The sequence below is a fragment of the Microvirga zambiensis WSM3693 genome (genome assembly GCF_016735695.1).
In the GTDB taxonomy this organism is placed as follows: Bacteria; Pseudomonadota; Alphaproteobacteria; order Rhizobiales; family Beijerinckiaceae; genus Microvirga; species Microvirga zambiensis.
The window spans coordinates 95,859-116,364 of record NZ_JAERQD010000013.1; the positions used below are offsets into that span (position 1 = coordinate 95,859).

The window sequence follows — 20,506 nt, forward strand, 5'->3', positions numbered from 1 at the left end:
AAAATAATCCTTCTTTCGCAGCCTATCCCTGACCCGCCGATTGAACTAGGAAGCGGACATGGCGAACGCTTGCCGGCGGATCGCCGGGATCGATATGCGGGGTCGGTTGTCGTGACAGGATTGGAGCAGGACGAGGCGCGGCGCACGCGCAGCGGCGTCCTCTATGCATTGGCGGCGTTCTTCATGTGGGGCTTGGCCGTGCCGCTCCACTTCAAGCTTCTCACAGCCGTGCCGGCGCTGCAGATCCTCGCTCACCGCATCGTCTGGGCAAGCGTCTTCGCGCTCGGCCTGATCGCTGTCTTCCGGCAGGGAGGCAAGCTTGTCGAGGCCTTCGCATCGCGGCAGAGAATCTTGTTGCTGTCCGTCTCGGCCGCACTGATCGGAATGAATTGGCTCGTCTATATATGGGCGGTGAATTCAGGCCATCTCGTCCAGACGAGCCTCGGCTATTTCATCAATCCGCTCGTCAATGTGGTTCTCGGCGTGGTCTTTCTCCGCGAAAGGCTGAGCCTGATGCAGATCATGGCGTGCCTGCTCGCAGGAATCGGCGTGCTCATCCTTGCTGCCGCGACCGGCGCGATGCCATGGATCTCGCTGACTCTCGCCTGTAGCTTCGGCTGCTACGGGCTCGTCAGGAAGATCGTGCCGGTGACGCCGCTGATTGGCTTCTGCATCGAGTCGCTGCTGCTCACGCCTCTGGCTTTGGGATATCTGGTCACGACATTGGCGGATGGCGCATCGGTGGCGCTCAGGGGCGATGTGGGCCTCGATCTGCTCCTGGTTCTGACGGGCTTGAGCACGGCCGCGCCCCTGATCTGGTTCGCCGCAGCCGCCCAGCGCCTGAAGCTCTCGACCGTCGGCCTGCTGCAATATCTCGCGCCTTCGGGTCAGCTTGCGCTTGGCGTTCTCGTCTTCGGCGAGCCCTTCGATTGGCTCGATGCCGTCGCCTTCGGGCTGATCTGGGTCGCGCTTGCGATCTACACGTTCAGCGCCCTGCGAGCCGCTTCGAGCCGCTGAAGAAGCGGTCGCGCAAAAGAAAAAACGTCCCGGAAGACGCAACTTCCGGGACGCATTGTTGTGGGGGACCGGCTTATTTCAGCATGGAGCCGACATTGTCCTTCGTCACGCGGTCGATGCCGGCATAGATGATGTCCTGCACCTTCTCGCCCTTTTTAAGCTGCAGCAGGATGTCCATGGCCTTCTCGCCCATCTCGTAGGGGCGCTGGCCGACGAGCGCATTGGCGTAGCCGTCGCGCAGGAGTTCGAGCTGCACCTTCAGGGTGTCTGCCACCACGAGCGAGAACTTGCCCTGGTCCATGGCGCTCTTGTTCTTGTTCACGAAGCTCTTGTAGGCCTCGGGCACGAACATCGGCCAGCCGCCGACCGGTACGATGGCGGCGAGATCGGGATTGGCGGTCTTCAGGTCCTGCATCTGCTGCACGGCAAGCGCGAGATCGTCGTTGCAATAGGTGGGGGAGCCGGACACTTCCTGCCATTTGGATCCTTTGAGCGCATCGCGCACGCCCTCGACGCGATCCTTCAGGTTGGCGGCGGCGGGACCGCCGGAGACCATGGCGTATTTGCCGCCCTCGGGCCGCAGCTTGAGGAGTTCCTCGCCGAGCGCGCGGCCCATGGCGCGATTGTCGGTGCCCACATGCGCCTGGCGTGCGGAGGCGGGGGCATCCGCATCGAAGGTGATGACCGGAATGCCGGCATCGCGCGCGGCTTTGATCACGCGCACGGCTGCAGCGGCATCCGAGACGGAGATGGCGATGCCGTCGACCTTCTGGCTGATCAGGTCCTGGATGATCTGCGCCTGGCTTGCCGGCTCATGCTCGACCGGGCCCTTGTAGATGCATTCGATGTTGCCGAGCTCCTTCGCCCGCTTGATGCAGCCGTCGCGGGAGAGGTCGAAATAGGGGTTGTTCATCGCCTTCGGCACGATGGCGAATTTGAGGGTCTGGGCCGCTGCCGGTGCAGTGAGCGCCGCTGCGGCGACCGCGGCTAGGATCAGGCGTTTCATCATGTCTTCCTCCTGGTTGATTGCAGCCCCATGCCTGAGGTCTTCGGACCGGCATCTGTCGGCCGGCTTCTCCAAATCGGTTCTCGAGGCTAGGTCACGACGTCATCCGCAGCGTGCGCAGACGGTCGACGAGGACCGCGAGGATGATGATCCCGCCGACCAGCACGATCTGCCAATAGGCATTGATGCCGGCCAGCACGAGCCCGTTGCGGATGACCTCGATGAGAAGAGCGCCGATCACCGCGCCCGCGGGTCCGCCGATGCCGCCGTTGAGATTGGCGCCGCCGATGACGGCTGCGGCGATGATCGTCAACTCGTAGCCGGTGGCGAGATTGGCCGGAGCGGAACCCAGCCAGCCGACCATCAGGATGCCCGCAAAGCCGGCAGAGAGCGCGGAGAGCACGTATACGGCGATCTTCACCCGCTCGACGGCGATGCCGGTCAGCGCCGCGGCCTTCTCGTTGCCGCCGAGCGCGAAGACGTGGCGCCCGAACGCGGTGTGATGGAGAACTACGCCCATGATCGCGGCGAGCACGAGCAGATAGATGACGGCGACGGGAATGCCTGCGAGGTTGCCGTCGGTGATGTTGTAGAACATGTCGACATCGGGGCCGGTCGGCGCCTGTCCGCGCCCTTCTGTGACCGCATAGGCGAGGCCGCGCACGATGGAGAGCATGCCGAGCGTCGTCACGAAAGGCGACAAGCCTACGCGCGCGATTAAAAATCCGTTGGCGAGGCCGATCAGCAGGGCGACACCAAGGCCTGCGCCGAGCGAGACGATCATGCCGGCGAGTGGAATGCCGTCGAAGACGGTGCCGCTCAGAGCCTGCATGACGATGGCGCAGGTGATGGCGGAGAGCGCCATGGTCGAGCCGACCGACAGATCGATTCCGCCGGTGACGATCACGAGTGTGACGCCCAGCGTCACGATGCCGACGAAGGAGAAGTTCTTGGCGACGTTCGCCAAGTTGCCGGAGCTGAGAAAGGCCGAGCTCAGGAAGGACATCACGATCATGATCGCGATGAGGGCCGCTGCAACATAGGCTGTCTGGCTCGCGAAGAAGCCGCGGCGCCACCAGCGTGTGCGACCTACGTTCGAGAAGTCGTTCGTTTCGGTGCCGGCTGCAGGGGAGAACTCGCTCATCACGCCGCTTCCTTGGCGCCCGTAATCAGCGCGGTGACTTCCTCGGGGCTCGATTGGTCGATCGGCTTGTCGGCGACCTTGGTTCCCCGGCGCATCACGATCACCCGCTCGCAGACGGCGAAGACGTCCGGCATGCGGTGCGAGATCAGGATGACGGCGATGCCCGCATCCTTGAGGCGGCGGATGAGGTCGAGCACCTCGGCGACCTGCCGGACGGAGATCGCTGCGGTCGGCTCGTCCATGAGGATGAGCTTGGCCTTGGCAAGGCGCGTCCGGGCGATCGCCACCGCCTGCCGCTGCCCGCCCGACATGGCCCGGACCACATCATCCGGGCGCGTCTCGGATTTGAGCTCGCGAAAAAGTTCTGCGGTGCGCCGGTTCATAGCGGCATGATCGAGAAACGAGAAGGGGCCGACCTTGCGCCGCATCTCGCGTCCGAGAAACACGTTCGCTGCTGCCGTCAGATTGTCGGCGAGAGCCAGGTCCTGATAGACCACCTCGATGCCGACGGAGCGGGCATCGACCGGCTTGGTGAAGTGAACCTCCCGGTCCTCGAACAGGATCCGGCCGTGCGACGGCGGGAAATTGCCCGCAATGATCTTCACCAGGGTCGACTTGCCGGCGCCGTTGTCGCCCATGAGGCCGACGACCTCGCCGGGCTTGATCGTGAGATTGACGTGGGACAAGGCGCGGATGGCGCCGAATTCCTTCCCGACATCCTGCAGGACGAGGAGCGACACGTTTCTTCCCTCCCGGTTGTTTCGAATGACCCCGTTCTGCGCGAGGCTCCAGCGATGCTGAAATTGGTCAGGCCAATTCAGTCGTCAATAGGAATAAGGCCCGAATGACCGATCGGTCAAGGCGCGGAATTGGCCCGCATCCATCATTGCAAGGTCCGGGATGGACGCCTATGGTCAGGCCAATTCCTGATCAGGCTGGATCGCCGTCCCATGTCACAGGTCAAGTCGATGGAGCCCAGGCGTCTCTACCAGCATCTGGCCGACCGGATCCGCGATCTGATCCACGATGGAACCTTTCCAGCGGGCCACCGCCTTCCTGCCGAGCGGGATCTCGCCCAGCAGCTCGGCGTCTCGCGCCCCTCTTTACGGGAAGCGCTGATTGCGCTCGAGATCGACGGGAGCGTCGAGATCCGCTCCGGCTCCGGGATCTATGTCCTGCTGCCGCAGGAGCGGCCGGACCGCCTGACCCGGTCGATGGGAGAGAGCCCCTCCGAGCTGATGGATGCGCGGGCGGCCATCGAGGGAACGGTGGTGATTCTGGCCTGCGCGCGGATGACAGGCGAGGGCCTCGATACCCTTCAGGAGACGATTGTGGCGATGCGGGCCGATATCGCGAAGGGACGCGATCCGGTCGAGCAGGATCGCCTGTTCCACCTGACCCTCGCGGGTCTTTCCGGCAATTCGGTGCTCCTGCGCATCGTCCGCGACCTCTTCGACGAGCGCCACAGTCCGATTTCCAGCCATCTCAGCATCCGGTTCGACAGCCGGGAGACTTGGCGCGCGGCGCTCGCGGAACACGAGGCAATCTTCGCCGCGCTGGAAGCCTCGGATCCTCTTATGGCGCAGGCGGCGATGCGGATGCATCTCGACGCATCGAAGAAGCGATGGGTCGGGGGGTGATCTTTTGAGGAGGTGTCAAAGAAAGAGCGCCCTAAAGCGGGACCTCGTCCGCCTGCGAAGAGTCGATCCTGCGGGCACACGCGAACCTCGCTCTTGCCATCCCTGAGAAGGTTCTGCCGACTGGAACCACAATACCGTTGGTCAGGCCGAGGCAGAGCTTCTGCCCATCCCTCTGCATGTGCGCGACGGCTCGTTCCGCGACCCACCAGCGGCGATGAACCTGCGCACCCAGGCGCGGGTCGAGCAACGCCACCGCATCCGCCATCCGCATCAGGATCAGGGCGCTTCCCGCGCTCGTATGAACGCGAAGATAATGATCTTCGGTCTCGAGCGCGATTACCTCGCTGCCGAGGCCGGGCGGCAGCCGGACCAGCAGGGGAGAGGGGAGAACTGGGGTTGCCGCCTCTCCACTGCGCTCCGGCAAGGGCAGCTGACGGTCCGGTGCCGCGCCGTTGTCGACGGTGGGCGTCGTGATGGTTATCACGTAAACGATCAGGAGCTGAACCGTCGCGACGGCGGCAAAAAGTGCCGGCAGCTGCTGTGGCGTGAAGAAGCGCCCCGGCTGAACGAGAGAAATAGCCCAGGTTACGACGAACGTCATCGGCAGCGCAGATACCAAGGCGACGGCGCCGATGCGGCGCGCGCGCGATCGAAGGCGCGTCGAGGGCAGGACCGCATCCACAGCAGCAGCAGTCATGACTCCCGCCACGGTGAGCCCCAGCCAATAGATGTAGCGCGTTAGGATGGGAAGGGCTGGGTAGGAGCCGAAGGGCCCGGCAAAGCCGAGCAGCAGACCGACCAATATCGCGGCGAGCAAGAGCCGCAATTTTCCGGAGAAAAGTCGTTGGCGCTGCGTCAACTGCAATGTTCCTACATTCACGAAAAACCCGAGGCTATTGGCGAAAGCCCGGCTTGTCGAGGCGGCCGAGCTTGGTGATGACGATCACTACCGGGCGACCAGCGCCCAAACCCATCCGAACATGGAGAATGAAGATGAAGCGTTTGATGACGCTAGCCTTGCTTGCCGCCTTCGCCGCTCCCACCATGGCTGCCGCACAGCCCGCATTCACCATTGACGTGAATTGCGGCACGGATGCCGCTCCGGTCGGCGCCGAGGCCCCGAACCTCCACGGTAGTTGGGACTTCCTGATGGTTGTGAGCGGAGCGCCGAGCTTCGGCCTCCTTTCGATCGGCTTGGTGGACGGCGGCTATGGCGGTTCGGTGACGCCGGTAAACACCGCGCCTGTCGTCGTCCGCAAGATCACGCTGACCGGCAACGCCATCCATATGGTCGTTGCCTCCCGCGAAGGCGACGTCCTGTTCGACGGCAAGCTTTCGGCGAAAGCGGATCGGATGTGCGGGACTGTGACCTATCATGGCGGGCAGTTCCTCCCGATGCTGGCGCAGCGGAGACCGTCGACTTATCAACCCCAGGCCCAACGGGCGCAGTAAGGCCGAACGGGCGGCGCGAGCGGAAGTCGGGCGCCGCCGCCCATGATCCTCGGCACAAGATCGATAAGCTCTCTGGCGAGGAAGCCGACGCGGTCAACGCTGACGGAAAGTCGCCGCCCGCCTCGCCGTGCAGATGAACGCCCCATAATGTCACCGTCGGCGGATCGGCACCGCGGGCAGAGGCCGCCGATGATGCGGATGCATCTCGACGCATCGAAGAAGCGATGGGTTGGCGGATAATCTTGCGGTGAGGGGGCAAAGAAAGAGCGCCCCATCCGTTGGCGCTCTAGGTGGGCCGCCGTCGCGACCGTCGAGGGAGGACCGTGCCAGTCAGGCACCTCATGAGCCTGCTCCCGAAACGTAAACGCTCCGTTACGGAAGCCAGGCGAATTTCAGCTTTCAGATCATTCTCCGGTCATCGCGGATTTCACATCCGTCCGGGCCGCCACGTGCATGCGCCGGCCCCTGCATCTCAATGCAGAACGAGCAGCCAGCTCACCAGGGCGACGGGAGCGATGATGCCGAGGACGAAGGAAATAGCACCGTGTGTCACGATAACCTCCTGTTAACGTCCAAGAGAATACTCTCGGACGTTTGAGGAGACAGTGCGCTGCAGCACGTAAGGGAAGGTCGAATCAGGGCGATTTGCGGCCGGGTTCTTCCGTATCCAGCGGCGCGTTGGTCTTCACCTCGGCAAGGCCGCCGTTCTTCTCCCGCCGCTTCCGGCCCAGCCACCTGTAGAGCATCCAGCCGAGCCCCGAGCTGAGGGCTGCGATGACCACGAGCCCGGAACTCGGATATTCGCGGAAATTGACCTTTCCCGTCGTCTCCAGGTCTTCCAGTTCCTCGTCCGGCTGTTCGTCTGTGTCGGGCATCAACTCTGCCTTGGTGGGGGACACGTCCGGATATAGGCCCCCCACCGTTTCTGTCCATCGAGCGCCAGGCGCCGCTCAGGCGAAGTCGCGGGAATGCGGCGTCATCTTCACCGCCCGGAGCGCGGCTTTCCAGGTGGTCATCTCGGTCAGCTGAACGGCGAGGTCTGCGAGGCGAGCGCCGTTGCTGAGGGTCAGTTCGAGATTGTCCTGCAGGAGCGAGATCTGAGCATTCGCGAAATCCTGCGGCGATCGGCACTGGGCGAGGCGGGTCCAGCCCTCGAGATTGGTCTGCAGGCGCTTCTGCGACATGCGCAGGCATTCCCGGGAAATGTCATGAACGCCGACGGTCATCGCCTGGGCGCTTTCCGTCCCCGTATGCATGATATCGACCACGCCGTCAGGAACGGTCTGGAGATCATGCCCCTCCGCGTCCAGCTCCGGCTCCCGCACGTCGCTGAAGCTTGCCATCTCGTCCTCGACCTTGTCCGCGACGGCCTGAGCCTCTTCCGCGCTGAGAACCTGGAGGATTGCCGGAAGAAGTTCCTTCCTGTCGTCACGGATGTGCTTCTGGAAGGCCTGCCTCAGCGCGGCGATCTTGCCGAGAAACTCGCCGCCGCTCTTCGGGATCGATGCCAGCTCCTCGAGAAGCGCGGCTGTCTCCCGGTTGTCGCTGACGGCGGCCTCCAGCAGGTCCTGCATGTCATGCTTCCGGAGGATCGGGAAAAGATGCTGTTCCTGCAGATTGGCTAGAAGGTCCAGTTCGTCCTTCAGCTCCAAGAGCAGGCGCTCGCGGGTCTTGGCGGCGCCATCGGATGTTGCAAGGAGCTTGTCGAACAGGTCGTTGGCTCTGTCGGGCGGTGTCTGGCCGAAATGTCTGGCGGGCATGGTCGTTCCTCGTAAGGGCGGCGGATGACGCAGGTTAAGGGCACGGGCAGGCGAGTGTGCAGTGCAGCAACAAACCTTGGCCTGAATGCGGCGCACCATCGGGCAAACGAAAGCCGCGGGTCTTGCGATCCCGCGGCTAAACGACTCCGATGGGTTCCGGCTTATCGGCCCCAGCGCAGCACCAGCGGATCGACCCGGCGGGCGACCTCGATCAGGCCTTTGCGGGTCTCCGGATGCAGCGGCATCAGCGGATGACGGACGGCTTCGGAACGAATGACGCCGCCTTCCTTCATGAGCACCTTGGCGGCGAGAAGCCCGCATTGGCGGTTCTCGTAGTTGATCAGCGGAAGCCAGCGCTCATAGGCGGAAGCTGCCTTTTCCTTGTCGCCGGCAAAATAGGGATCGATGATCTGGCGGATGCCGTCCGGATAGGCGCCGCCCGTCATGGCGCCGGTGGCGCCGGCGTCGAGATCGGCCATGAGGGTGATCGCCTCCTCGCCGTCCCAGGGGCCTTCGATGGAAGCGCCTCCAAGCGCGATAAGGTCGCGCAGCTTTCCGGCCGTGCCGGCGATCTCGATCTTGAAGTAGGAGACGTTGGCGATCTCCTTCGCCATGCGCGCGAGGAAGGGCGCCGAGAGGGACGTGCCGGCCATCGGCGCATCCTGGATCATGATCGGGATGGTGATGGCATCGGAGACCCTGCGGAAGAACTCGTGGATCCCGGCTTCGGAAACCCGCAGGGTCGCGCCGAAGAAGGGCGGCATGATCATGACCATCGCAGCACCTGCGGCTTCCGCGCGCCGGCTGCGCTCGGCGCAGATCTCGGTCGAGAAATGGCTGGTCGTGACGATGACCGGAACCCTGCCCGCGACGTGATCGAGCACGGTCGTCATCACGGCCTCGCGCTCGCCGTCGGTCAGCACGAACTGCTCGGAAAAGTTCGCCAGGATGCAGATGCCGTCCGAGCCCGCATCGATCATGAAGTCGATGGCGCGCTTCTGGCCTTCGAGGTCGAGCTTTCCGTTGTCATCGAAAATGGTGGGGGCGACCGGAAACACGCCGCGATAGGGGCGCGTGGCACTCTTGCCGGACGAGGACATGATTTCTCCCTTCGATATCTTTGAGTTTAGCAGTCAGTGATTGTCGCGCGGAACGGGCGAGCCGGTGCGGCCGACGAGAAAGTCCAGATCGACACCTTTGTCGGCCTGCATGACATGGTCGATATAGAGCTTGGCATAGCCGCGCGTCGCATGCGGCTCCGGCGGGATCCAGGCTTCGCGCCGGCGCTCCATCTCCTTGGCCTCCACGTGAAGGTGCAGGCTGCGGGCCGCCACGTCGAGGGTGATGAGGTCGCCGTTCTGCACCAGCGCCAGCGGCCCGCCGGCGGCGGCTTCCGGCGCCACGTGCAGCACCACGGTGCCGTAGGCGGTTCCGGACATACGTGCGTCCGAGATGCGGATCATGTCGCGGATCCCCTTCTTGAGCAGTTTCTGCGGCAGGGGCATGTTGCCCACTTCCGCCATGCCGGGATAGCCCTTGGGGCCGCAATTCTTGAGCACCATGATGCAGGTCTCGTCGATGTCGAGATCCTCGTCGTCGATGCTGTGATGCAGATCCTCGATGGTCTCGAACACGACCGCGCGGCCGGTATGCTGCATCAGTTCAGGCGACGCCGCCGACGGCTTGATCACCGCGCCGTTCGGCGCGAGGTTTCCTTTGAGGATCGCGATGCCGGCCTCCGGCTTGAACGGTTCCTCGAAGGTGGTGATCACGTCGCGGTTCCAGCACGGCGCGTCCTTGACGTTGTCCCAGATGGATTTGCCGTTGATGGTCAGCGCATCCTTGTGGAGCAGGCCGCGCTCGCCCAGCGTGCGCAGCACCACGGGCAGGCCGCCGGCATAGTAGAAGTCCTCCATGAGGAAACGGCCGGAGGGCATGAGGTCGACGAGGCAATGGATGTCGCGCCCGAGCCTGTCGAAATCGTCGAGGGTCAGGTCGATTCCGCAGCGCCCGGCGATGGCGAGAAGATGCACGACCGCGTTGGTCGAGCCGCCGATGGCGGCGAGCGTCCGGATCGCGTTCTCGAAGGCCTGACGGGTCATGACTTTCGAGAGCACGAGATCCTCGTGCACCATGTCGACGATGCGCCGTCCGGCCATGCGGGCGAGATGGTTGCGACGCGCATCGCTCGCCGGGATCGCGGCGTTCTCCGGCAGACCGACGCCCAGCGCCTCGACCATGGAGGCCATGGTCGAGCCGGTGCCCATGGTCATGCAATGGCCGGCCGAACGGTTCATGCCGCCTTCCGCCTCGTGGAACTCCTGCAGGGTCACCTCGCCGGCGCGAAGCTGCTCGCTCATGGAGATGATGTTGGTGCCCGACCCGATGTACTTGCCGCGGTAGACGCCGCGCAGCTGCGGTCCGCCCGACACGCCGACGGTCGGCAGGTCGGCGGAGGCTGCGCCCATGAGCAGGGCAGGGGTGGTCTTGTCGCAGCCCATGAGAAGCACGACGCCGTCGAGCGGATGGGCGCGGATCGCCTCCTCCACGTCCATGGCGGCGAGGTTGCGGAACAGCATGGCGGTCGGGCGCATCGTCACCTCGCCGAGGGAGGAGACGGGGAATTCCAGCGGAAAGCCGCCGGCATCGAGCACGCCGTATTTCACATGCTCGGCGATGGTGCGGAAATGGGCGTTGCAGGGCGTCAGCTCGGACCAGGTGTTGCAGATGCCGATGACGGGCCGGCCCTCGAACTGGTCCTGGGGGAAGCCGCTGTTTTTCAGGAAGGACCGGTAATAGAAGCCCATTTTGTCCTGGCGCCCGAACCAGGCTTGGCTGCGTAGCTGGTGCTTCTTCTCATCGCTCATCGTCTTGTCCCTGAAACTTTGTAGCGCATCCGCGAGCCGTTGATTCACGACTTTGGTTGAATAGGCGCTCAATTTGATTCATATAATAGTACTAATAGGCAGCTGATAAGGCTGCTAAAGTCGAAGAGCAACGACAAATTTAGGGAGAATCTCATGAAGGCCCGTCATCTCCTGACGACGATCGGCATGGCTGCACTGATGCTGTCCTCCGGCGCCGCATACGCTCAGAACAAAATGACCATCGGATTCTCGCAGGTCGGATCTGAATCCGGCTGGCGGGCTGCCGAGACGAAGGTCTCGAAGAGCGAGGCCGAGAAGCGCGGCGTCGATTTGAAGATCTCCGACGCGCAGCAGAAGCAGGAAAACCAGATCCGCGCCGTCCGCTCCTTCATCGCGCAGGGCGTCGACGCCATCTTCATCGCCCCGGTCGTGTCGACGGGCTGGGATGCGGTGCTGAAGGAAGCGAAGGACGCCAAGATCCCGGTCGTGCTGCTCGACCGCTCGATCGATACCAAGGACGAGTCGCTCTACCTCACCGCCGTGACCTCCGACACCGTCTATGAAGGCAAGGTCGCCGGCGAGTGGCTGGCCAAGGAGACCGGCGGCAAGTGTAACGTGGTCGAGTTGCAGGGCACCGTCGGCTCGAGCCCGGCGATCAACCGCAAGAAGGGCTTCGATCAGGTCGTTGCCGCCAATCCCGGCATGAAGATCGTCCGCACCCAGTCCGGCGACTTTACCCGCACCAAGGGTAAGGAAGTGATGGAAAGCTTCATCAAGGCCGAAGGCGGCGGCAAGAACATCTGCGCCGTCTATGCGCATAACGACGACATGGCGATCGGCGCCATCCAGGCGATCAAGGAAGCCGGCCTGAAGCCCGGCAAGGACATCAAGATCGTCTCCATCGACGGCGTTCCGGATATCTTCAAGGCCATGTCCGATGGCGAGGCCAACGTCACGGTCGAGCTGACGCCGAACATGGCGGGCCCGGCGCTCGATGCGCTCGTGGCCTTCAAGAAGGACGGCACGATGCCGAAGAAGTGGATCCAGACGGAATCGAAGGTCTTCACGCCCGAGACCGCGAAGGCCGAATACGACAAGCGCAAGGATCTCTATTAGGATCGTCAGGCTTCGGGGCAGCAGGCGGGCGACCGCCTGCTGCTTCGCGTATGGGCCGGTGAGGACGTGATGCCAGCAGCGACGGAACAGCCCCAGCTTCTCGAGATCAGGGGCCTGACGAAGGGATTTCCCGGGGTCCAAGCCCTCGACCATGTGGACTTCACCCTGCATGCCGGCGAAATCCACGGTCTTCTCGGGGAGAACGGCGCCGGCAAGTCGACGCTGATCAAGGTGCTCACCGGCGTGTTCAAGCGCGACGCCGGCACCATTCGCCTCGACGGGCAGGACATCAATGCGCGCGATCCCGCCGACGCGCTGTCTCTGGGAATCGGCACCGTCTATCAGGAGGTGAATCTGCTGCCGAACTTGTCGGTGGCGGAAAACCTCTTCATCGGCCGCCAGCCGCACCGCTTCGGCCTCGTGCGCACCGGCGAGATGCGCCGCCTTTCCGAGGAGCTTTTGACAGGTTATGGCCTCGATATCGACGTCGCCAATCCGTTGAGCACCTATTCGGTGGCCGTTCAGCAGATCGTCGCCATTGCCCGTGCCGTCGATCTCTCGGCCAAAGTGCTGGTCCTCGACGAACCCACCGCAAGTCTCGATGCCCATGAGGTCGAGACCCTTTTCAAGATCCTGAGGGATCTCAAGAGCCGCGGCATCGGCATCGTGTTCGTCACGCATTTCCTCGATCAGGTCTACGCGGTCTGCGACCGTATCACGGTCCTGCGCAACGGACGGCTCGTCGGATCGCGCCCGATTTCACAGCTGCCGCGGATCGAGCTCGTGTCGATGATGCTGGGGCGCGAACTCGCGGCGGAAGCGCTCCACCGCAACCAGCGCAAAGCCGTCACCGGCGAACCGCTCGTCGCGTTCAAGGATTACGGCAAGCGCCGCCTGCTGGAGCCCTTCGATCTTGCCGTGCGTGCGGGCGAGGTCGTGGGCCTTGCCGGTCTTCTCGGCTCCGGACGTACCGAGACGGCGAAGCTCGTCTTCGGCATCGAGCGCGCCGACAGCGGGCAGGCCTTCGTCGACGGCAAGCCCGTGCGCATCGCAACCCCGCGCGATGCAGCGCGCCTACGGTTCGGCTTCACGCCAGAGGACCGCAAGACGGAAGGCATCGTCGCGGAATTGTCGGTGCGTGAGAACATCATCCTGGCACTCCAGGCGCAGCGTGGATGGCTGCGCCTGCTGCCCCGTCGCAGGCAGGAAGAGATCGCCGACCGTTTCATCAAGCTTCTCGACATTCGCACGCCGGATGCGGAAAAGCCCATCGGTCTTCTCTCCGGCGGCAATCAGCAGAAGGCGCTACTCGCCCGCTGGCTCGCCACCGAGCCGCGCTTCCTGATCCTCGACGAGCCGACTCGCGGCATCGATGTCGGTGCCCATGCCGAGATCATCCGCCTGATCGAGCGCCTGTGCGAGGAGGGTCTTGCCCTTCTCGTCATCTCGTCCGAGCTTGAGGAGATTGCCTCCTACAGCGATAGGGTGGTGGTGCTGCGCGACCGGCGGCATGTGCGCGAATTGTCCGGATCCGAGGTGAGCGCCGATACCATCATGACAACCATTGCGGGCCATTGAATGAGCGGCATGATTCAGGCCAGTGCTCCTCGCACCCTTCCCAAGGGGCTTCCGCAGGTTGCGGCGCTTCTGATCGTCTTCCTCGTCAACTGGCTCGTCTTCCGCGACTTCTTTGCCCTGCGCCTGCAGGACGGGCGCCTCTTCGGCAGCCTCATCGACGTGCTCAACCGTGGCGCACCGGTGGCGATCCTGGCCTTGGGGATGACCCTCGTCATCGCGACCCGCGGCATCGATCTCTCCGTCGGCGCCGTCATGGCGATTGCAGGTGCGATGGCGGCGACATTGACGGCGCAGGGCTATCCGCTGCCGGTTGCGCTGGCCGCCGCCGCCGGCATTGGTCTCGCCTGCGGCCTGTGGAACGGCTTCCTCGTCGCCGTCCTCGAAATCCAGCCCTTCGTGGCAACGCTGATCTTGATGGTGGCGGGACGCGGCTTCGCGCAGTTGATCACGGAGGGCCAGATCATCACCTTCGTGAGCGAGGGCTTCGCCGCCATCGGCGGCGGCTCCTTCCTCTTTCTGCCGATGCCGGTGGTGATCGCCATCGTGATGCTGATCATCACCCACTTCATCGTGCGGTACACGGCTCTTGGTCTCTTCATCGAATCCATCGGCGCCAATGTCCGCTCCAGCGCCTATGCCGGCATCGGCACCAAGGTCGTGACCATCGCCGTCTATATGTGGTGCGGCCTCTGCGCGGCGATTGCCGGTTTGATCGTGACGGCCGACATTCGCGGCGCCGATGCCAACAATGCCGGTCTCTGGCTCGAGCTCGATGCGATCCTCGCCGTGGTGATCGGCGGCACGTCGCTCTTCGGCGGACGCTTCAGCCTCGGCCTCTCCGTTGTCGGCGCGCTCATCATCCAGGCGATGAACACGGGCATCCTGCTGAGCGGCTATCCGCCTGAATACAACCTCATCGTGAAAGCCATCGTGGTGCTTGCCGTGCTGCTTGCCCAGTCGCCCGTGCTGTCGGCCGTCCGTTCGGTCTGGAGGGCGAAAGCATGATCAGGCGCCATCTTCCGGTCCTCATCACGCTCGCCGTCTTCATCGTCGGCTACCTGATCTGCCTTGCGCAGTTTCCGAGCTTCGCCTCGACCCGGGTGATCGGCAATCTTCTCACGGACAATGCGTTCCTCGGCATCGTCGCGGTCGGCATGACTTTCGTGATCCTCTCCGGCGGCATCGATCTTTCCGTCGGCTCGGTCATCGCCTTCACCGGCGTGTTCCTCGCCGTCACGATCGAGAAATACGGGCTCAACCCTTACCTCGCCTTCGTGCTCATCCTCGGGATTGCGGCCCTGTTCGGATCCGGCATGGGATTCCTGATCCACACCTTCCAGATCCCGGCCTTCATCGTCACGCTGGCGGGCATGTTCCTGGCGCGCGGCCTGTGCTTCGTGCTCACCACGGATTCGATTCCGATCAACGCTCCCGCTTATGGACAGATCACCGATATCGCCTTTCGGCTGCCGGGCGGCGGCAGGCTGACCTTCATCGCCATGGTCATGCTGATCACCTTCGCGATCGGCATCGTGCTGGCGCATTTCACGCGCTTCGGCGCCAATGTCTATGCGCTCGGGGGCAACAGAACGTCGGCCGAACTCATGGGCGTTCCGGTACGGAAGACGACGATCCGGATCTACATGCTCTCGAGCTTCCTTGCCGCCCTGGCCGGAATCGTCTTTTCCTTCTACACCTCCGCGGGCTATTCCCTGGCCGCGACCGGCGTCGAGCTCGACACCATCGCGGCCGTCGTCATCGGCGGCACGCTGCTCACGGGTGGATACGGGACGATCATCGGCACGCTGGTCGGCGTGCTCATCCAGGGGCTGATCCAGACCTACATCACCTTCGAGGGAACCCTGAGTTCCTGGTGGACAAAGATCGCCATCGGTGCACTGCTGTTCGCGTTCATCGTGCTGCAGCGCGGGCTGTCGGCGGCGTCGCTTCGAACACGATCGGCTTAAAGAGAAGGAACATGGTGTTGATGCACGGTACCCACAGGCCTTCGAGAGCGCGATCGGCTCATGATCTCGTCGCCCATGGGATCGGCCAGAATATCATGGAGGGCCGCTTCCCCATCGGCAGCATCCTGCCGGGCGACGCGGAGCTGATGGAGCTGTTCGGCGTATCCCGAACGGCCCTGCGCGAAGCGCTGAAGACGCTGGCCGCGAAGGGCTTGATCGAGTCGAAGACCAAGGTCGGCACCAAGGTCATGGATCGCAACAACTGGAACATGTTCGATGCCGATATTCTCGATTGGCATCTGCAGGTCGGCGTCGATGCCCGCTTCCTCGGATGGCTTTTCGAGATCCGGCAGATGCTGGAGCCGCTCGCCTGCGCCACCGCTGCGGTCAGGCGTACGCCGGAGCAGCTCGACGCGATGCACCGCGGGCTTCGGGCGATGTACGAATGCGAGACCAGCCGGCAGGGCTTCACCAAGGCCGACCTGATCTTCCATCAGGCCATTCTCGAGGCGTCCGGCAATCCCTTCCTGCAATCGATCGGGTCGGTCATCGGGGCGGCGCTCGCCACCTCCTTCACCATCAGCTCTCCCGTCTCCAGCGACGAGCGCTTCAAGGAGGTCATGCAGCAGCACCAGGCGGTTTTCGATGCCATCGAGCAGCGCGATCCCTCTGCCGCGAGCGACGCCATGTCGGACCTGATCCTGCAGGCTGCGGAACGGGTCCGGATCAAGCATGCGGAGAGCGCCCTGGCGAGCGTCCAGATCCACACGTTCTCTGGCGTCGATTAGCGGGTGATCGGCCTGTTCCAGCAACGCCGGGTCTCTTGTTCCAAATTAGTATTATAGTATGATTTATCGCCGCTCGGGATGGGTCTACCACTTCGACGGTCTTTAGGAGGGCAGGGCTTTCCCAACGGCAAGCTCTGCCTTTGTAGTAGAATCGAGGGCGGCAGCCGGCCTGTGTCCTCTGCCCCAAGCCGATCTGAGTCCTGGAACGAACAATACCGAATATGCGCTGGGCAAAATGTCAGCGGCCCGGGCATGGACGAGAGGGAGAACGACCTTGAAGACACTTACTACCGCATTGGCGGCCGTGGCTCTTGGAGCCTTCGGTCTGCTCGGCGCCGCCCAGGCGCAGACTAAGGGCACGGTCGGCGTGGCCATGCCGACGAAGTCGTCCGCGCGCTGGATCGACGACGGCAACAACATGGTCAAGGTGCTCAAAGAGAAGGGCTACAACGTCGATCTGCAATATGCGGAAGACGATATCCCGAACCAGCTGGCCCAGATCGAGAACATGATCACCAAGGGCTCCAAGGTGCTCGTGATCGCCGCCATCGACGGCACGACCCTGTCCGACGCGCTGCAGCAGGCGGCCGACAAGGGCATCAAGGTCATTGCCTATGATCGCCTGATCCGCAATTCCAAGAACGTCGACTACTACGCGACCTTCGATAACTTCCAGGTCGGCGTGCTCCAGGGCGGCTACATCGAGAAGGCGCTCGGCCTGAAGGAAGGCAAGGGCCCGTTCAACATCGAGCTGTTCGGCGGTTCGCCGGACGACAACAACGCGTTCTTCTTCTACAACGGCGCCATGTCCGTTCTCGACCCTTATATCAAGAGCGGCAAGCTCAAGGTCGCGAGCGGCCAGACCGGAATGGACAAGGTCTCGACCCTGCGCTGGGACGGCGCCGTTGCCCAGGCCCGCATGGATAATCTGCTCTCGGCCTTCTACACCGACAAGCGCGTCGATGCGGTTCTCTCTCCTTACGACGGCCTGAGCATCGGCATCATCTCCTCGCTCAAGGGCGTGGGCTACGGCACGCCGAAGCAGCCGATGCCGGTGATCACCGGCCAGGATGCCGAGGTGCCCTCGATCAAGTCGATCCTCGCCAAGGAACAGACCTCGACGGTGTTCAAGGACACCCGCGAGCTCGCCAAGGTCGCGGCCAACATGGTCGACGCCGTGCTCTCGGGCAAGACGCCTGAGGTCAACGACACCAAGACCTACGAGAACGGCGTGAAGACGGTTCCGTCCTACCTGCTGAAGCCGGTGAGCGTCGATGCTTCGAACTGGAAAGAAGTTCTGGTCAGCAGCGGCTATTACAAGGAAGACCAGTTCAAGTAATTGGTTTTCGTGAGGATTTGGACCCTGCGCGCCCGCGCAGGGTCCATGCTCGTTTCTGGAAGACGCGTTGCCTGAGGTTCTGCGATGAATGCGATCCTTGAGATGCGGGGGATCACCAAGACGTTTCCTGGCGTGAAGGCGCTGGACAACGTCAACATCACCGTCAGGGCGGGCGAGATCCACGCCCTGGTCGGCGAGAACGGTGCCGGCAAGTCGACGCTGATGAAGGTTCTGAGCGGCGTCTATCCGCACGGATCCTATTCCGGCGAAATTCATTACGAGGGCGAGGAGCGCCGCTTCTCGGGGATCGCCGACAGCGAGAAGCTCGGCATCATCATCATCCACCAGGAGCTTGCCCTGGTGCCGCTTCTGTCGATTGCGGAAAACATCTTTCTCGGCAACGAGCAGGCCAGGTACGGCGTCATCGACTGGTCCGTGGCCTTCGCACGAACGAAAGAGCTGTTGAAACTCGTCGGCCTGAAAGAATCGCCGGAGGAGCTGATCACCAATCTCGGCGTCGGCAAGCAGCAGCTCGTGGAGATCGCCAAGGCACTTTCGAAGAAGGTGAAGCTCCTCATCCTCGACGAGCCGACCGCGAGCCTGAACGAGAAGGACAGCGATGCGCTCCTGAACCTGCTGCTTCAGTTCAAGGCGCAGGGCATCTCCTCGATCCTGATCTCGCACAAGCTCAACGAGATCTCGAAGGTCGCCGATTCCATCACCGTCCTGCGCGACGGCGGCACCGTCGAGACGCTCGATTGCCAGACGCAAGAGGTGAGCGAGGATCGCATCATCCGCGGCATGGTCGGCCGCACCATGGAAGACCGCTATCCGAAGCGCGAGCCGAAGATCGGCGAGACGATCTTTCAGGTCGAGAACTGGTCCGCCCATCACCCGCTCCACAATCACGTGCAGGTGGTCAAGAACGTCAATCTCAGCATCCGGCGCGGCGAGATCGTCGGCATCGCCGGGCTGATGGGGGCAGGGCGGACGGAGTTCGCCATGAGCCTGTTCGGCCGCAGCTATGGCCAGAACATCTCCGGCCGGGCGACCCTGCACGGCAAGGAGATCGACGTCAGCACGGTGGAGAGGGCGGTCTCCAACGGGATCGCCTATGCCACCGAGGACCGCAAGACATACGGTCTGGTACTGGCCGAGGACATCCGCAAGAACGTGACGCTCGCCAATCTCGATGGCGTCTCCAAGAACCTCGTCATCGACGACATCCAGGAACTCGCGGTCGCCAACGACTATCGGGCCAAGATGCGGATCCGCAGCCCCAGCGTGTTCCAGGAGACGGTGAACCTCTCAGGCGGCAACCAGCAGAAGGTGGTCCTGAGCAAATGGCTCTTCTCGGACCCGGAAATCCTGATTCTGGACGAGCCGACCCGCGGCATCGATGTGGGCGCGAAATACGAAATCTATACGATCATCAACCGGCTGGCCGATGCCGGCAAGGGCGTCCTCATGATATCCTCCGAGATGCCGGAACTGCTCGGCATGTGCGACCGGATCTATGTCATGAACGAGGGCTCCCTGATCGCCGAGCTCGACATTGCCGAGGCATCCCAGGAAAAGATCATGCACGCCATCGTAAAGTCGGGGAGACGCTGAGATGGACACGAGAACCGCCGAAGAGCTCCATGCTCCCCAGCAGAAAGCGTCGTGGACGGAATTCATCAAAGCCCATTTCCGCGATTACGGCATGCTGTTGTCGCTCCTGGTCATCATGCTGTTCTTCCAGGTGGTGACCGACGGCACTCTCCTGCGGCCGCTCAACCTCACCAACCTGGTGCTGCAGAACAGCTACATCGTCATCATGGCGCTCGGCATGCTGCTCGTGATCGTCGCCGGGCATATCGACCTGTCGGTCGGCTCCATCGTCGGTTTCGTCGGCGGCCTGGCGGCGATAATGATGGTGCGCTGGGGGATCGATCCCGTCACCACCACCATCGCCTGCCTCATCGTCGGCGGCATGATCGGCGCCGCGCAGGGCTACTGGGTCGCCTATTTCAAGGTGCCGTCCTTCATCGTCACGCTCGCCGGCATGCTGGTCTTCAAGGGCCTGACCCTGGCGCTTCTCGGCGGCATGTCGGTCGGTCCCTTCCCGGTGGTGTTCCAGCGTCTCAGCTCGGGCTTCATCCCGGACGTCTTCGGCGGCGAGGGCTTCAATTACACCGCGCTGTTCCTCGGCGTCGCGAGTGTTGCCGCCATCATCTATTTCAGCTTCCGCAGCCGCGCCAACCAGCTCAAGCATGCGGTGGAAACGGCGCCGTTCGGCCTGTTCCTGTTCAAGAACGGCCTGCTTGCCCTGCTCGTGGTCGCCTTCTGTTACCAGATGGCGACCTATCGCGGGCTGCCGAACGTGCTCGTCATCATGGCGGTGCTGATCGCGCTCTATGCCTTCGTGACCAACCGGACGACGATCGGCAGGCGCATCTATGCGCTCGGCGGCAACGAGAAGGCGGCCAAGCTGTCGGGCATCAAGACCGACCGCCTGACCTTCCTCACCTTCGTGAACATGGGCGTGCTCGCGGGACTCGCCGGCCTGATCTTCGCCGCGCGCCTCAACACGGCGACGCCGAAGGCCGGCCTCGGCTTCGAACTCGACGTGATCGCGGCGGTGTTCATCGGCGGTGCCTCGGCGACAGGCGGCGTCGGCAAGGTGACGGGTGCCGTCATCGGCGCGTTCGTCATGGGCGTCATGAACAACGGCATGTCGATCCTCGGCATCGGCATCGACTACCAGCAGGTGATCAAGGGCCTCGTGCTGCTCGCGGCCGTATCCCTCGACGTCTACAATCGGAAGAAGTGAATTCTCATTCCGCCCTC

Annotated in this window: 19 protein-coding genes; 11 read left to right on the forward strand and 8 right to left on the reverse strand. The window is 63.2% G+C overall.

The window, feature by feature from the left end:
- The first annotated feature begins 111 nt into the window (after nt 1–111).
- Nucleotides 112–1,017, forward strand: a complete 906-nt coding sequence (gene rarD / locus JKL46_RS12520) for an EamA family transporter RarD (protein WP_343074053.1) — start codon at nt 112–114, stop codon at nt 1,015–1,017.
- A 73-nt stretch (nt 1,018–1,090) separates the two neighbouring features.
- Here the strand turns inward: rarD and JKL46_RS12525 are convergent, their stop codons facing one another.
- The 3 genes from JKL46_RS12525 to JKL46_RS12535 all read right to left on the reverse strand — a co-directional run bounded on the left by JKL46_RS12525 (nt 1,091) and on the right by JKL46_RS12535 (nt 3,907).
- On the reverse strand, nt 1,091–2,023 hold the full coding sequence (locus tag JKL46_RS12525) for a sugar-binding protein (protein WP_201833282.1): 933 nt from the start codon (nt 2,021–2,023) through the stop codon (nt 1,091–1,093).
- A 94-nt stretch (nt 2,024–2,117) separates the two neighbouring features.
- A complete protein-coding gene (locus tag JKL46_RS12530) occupies nt 2,118–3,167 on the reverse strand; it encodes an ABC transporter permease (RefSeq protein WP_201833212.1) in 1,050 nt (349 codons plus the stop codon).
- Complete coding sequence (locus JKL46_RS12535) at nt 3,167–3,907, reverse strand: ATP-binding cassette domain-containing protein (RefSeq protein ID WP_201833213.1); 741 nt, start codon at nt 3,905–3,907, stop codon at nt 3,167–3,169. Before JKL46_RS12535 ends, JKL46_RS12530 begins: the two co-directional genes overlap by 1 nt.
- Before the next feature lie 210 nt (nt 3,908–4,117).
- On the opposite strand from JKL46_RS12535, the gene JKL46_RS12540 reads away from it, so the two are divergent.
- Nucleotides 4,118–4,807, forward strand: coding sequence for a FadR/GntR family transcriptional regulator (locus JKL46_RS12540; RefSeq protein ID WP_201833214.1), 690 nt, complete (start codon nt 4,118–4,120; stop codon nt 4,805–4,807).
- A 31-nt stretch (nt 4,808–4,838) separates the two neighbouring features.
- Here JKL46_RS12540 and JKL46_RS12545 read toward each other — a convergent pair whose 3' ends face one another.
- Nucleotides 4,839–5,666 carry a LytTR family DNA-binding domain-containing protein gene (locus JKL46_RS12545; protein WP_201833215.1) on the reverse strand — a complete coding sequence of 276 codons (828 nt, stop codon included), beginning with the start codon at nt 5,664–5,666 and terminating at the stop codon, nt 4,839–4,841.
- 134 nt (nt 5,667–5,800) lie between these two features.
- Here JKL46_RS12545 and JKL46_RS12550 point away from each other — a divergent pair, with 134 nt between their 5' ends.
- On the forward strand, nt 5,801–6,259 hold the full coding sequence (locus tag JKL46_RS12550; RefSeq protein ID WP_201833217.1) for a hypothetical protein: 459 nt from the start codon (nt 5,801–5,803) through the stop codon (nt 6,257–6,259).
- A gap of 635 nt (nt 6,260–6,894) precedes the next feature.
- Here JKL46_RS12550 and JKL46_RS12555 read toward each other — a convergent pair.
- The 4 genes from JKL46_RS12555 to JKL46_RS12570 all read right to left on the reverse strand — a co-directional run bounded on the left by JKL46_RS12555 (nt 6,895) and on the right by JKL46_RS12570 (nt 10,886).
- A complete protein-coding gene (locus JKL46_RS12555; protein ID WP_201833220.1) occupies nt 6,895–7,134 on the reverse strand; it encodes a hypothetical protein in 240 nt (79 codons plus the stop codon).
- Between the two features lie 75 nt (nt 7,135–7,209).
- Nucleotides 7,210–8,019, reverse strand: coding sequence for a phasin family protein (locus JKL46_RS12560; RefSeq protein ID WP_201833222.1), 810 nt, complete (start codon nt 8,017–8,019; stop codon nt 7,210–7,212).
- A gap of 161 nt (nt 8,020–8,180) precedes the next feature.
- The gene (locus JKL46_RS12565) at nt 8,181–9,119 is read right to left on the reverse strand and encodes a dihydrodipicolinate synthase family protein (protein WP_201833223.1); all 939 of its coding nucleotides are present in this window, start codon (nt 9,117–9,119) and stop codon (nt 8,181–8,183) included.
- A 33-nt stretch (nt 9,120–9,152) separates the two neighbouring features.
- Complete coding sequence (locus JKL46_RS12570; RefSeq protein ID WP_201833225.1) at nt 9,153–10,886, reverse strand: IlvD/Edd family dehydratase; 1,734 nt, start codon at nt 10,884–10,886, stop codon at nt 9,153–9,155.
- 153 nt (nt 10,887–11,039) lie between these two features.
- Between JKL46_RS12570 and ytfQ the strand changes: the two genes are divergently transcribed.
- From ytfQ to mmsB, 8 genes are all read left to right on the forward strand, one after another.
- Entirely contained in the window at nt 11,040–12,002 is a 963-nt protein-coding gene (gene ytfQ / locus JKL46_RS12575) for a galactofuranose ABC transporter, galactofuranose-binding protein YtfQ (protein ID WP_201833227.1), read from the forward strand.
- Between the two features lie 69 nt (nt 12,003–12,071).
- Nucleotides 12,072–13,580 (forward strand): galactofuranose ABC transporter, ATP-binding protein YtfR, encoded by a 1,509-nt coding sequence (ytfR, locus tag JKL46_RS12580; RefSeq protein WP_201833229.1) that lies wholly within the window; start codon nt 12,072–12,074, stop codon nt 13,578–13,580.
- Entirely contained in the window at nt 13,581–14,585 is a 1,005-nt protein-coding gene (gene ytfT / locus JKL46_RS12585; RefSeq protein ID WP_201833231.1) for a galactofuranose ABC transporter, ATP-binding protein YtfT, read from the forward strand.
- Nucleotides 14,582–15,547 carry a galactofuranose ABC transporter, permease protein YjfF gene (gene yjfF, locus JKL46_RS12590; protein WP_210381342.1) on the forward strand — a complete coding sequence of 322 codons (966 nt, stop codon included), beginning with the start codon at nt 14,582–14,584 and terminating at the stop codon, nt 15,545–15,547. The genes ytfT and yjfF overlap by 4 nt, the downstream gene beginning before the upstream one ends.
- A gap of 11 nt (nt 15,548–15,558) precedes the next feature.
- Complete coding sequence (locus JKL46_RS12595; protein WP_201833232.1) at nt 15,559–16,335, forward strand: FadR/GntR family transcriptional regulator; 777 nt, start codon at nt 15,559–15,561, stop codon at nt 16,333–16,335.
- 235 nt (nt 16,336–16,570) lie between these two features.
- A complete protein-coding gene (gene chvE / locus JKL46_RS12600) occupies nt 16,571–17,674 on the forward strand; it encodes a multiple monosaccharide ABC transporter substrate-binding protein (RefSeq protein WP_425493260.1) in 1,104 nt (367 codons plus the stop codon).
- 84 nt (nt 17,675–17,758) lie between these two features.
- The gene (gene mmsA, locus JKL46_RS12605) at nt 17,759–19,288 is read left to right on the forward strand and encodes a multiple monosaccharide ABC transporter ATP-binding protein (protein WP_201833236.1); all 1,530 of its coding nucleotides are present in this window, start codon (nt 17,759–17,761) and stop codon (nt 19,286–19,288) included.
- Nucleotide 19,289: 1 nt separating this feature from the next.
- Nucleotides 19,290–20,489, forward strand: a complete 1,200-nt coding sequence (mmsB, locus tag JKL46_RS12610; protein WP_201833238.1) for a multiple monosaccharide ABC transporter permease — start codon at nt 19,290–19,292, stop codon at nt 20,487–20,489.
- The last annotated feature ends 17 nt before the right edge of the window (nt 20,490–20,506 follow it).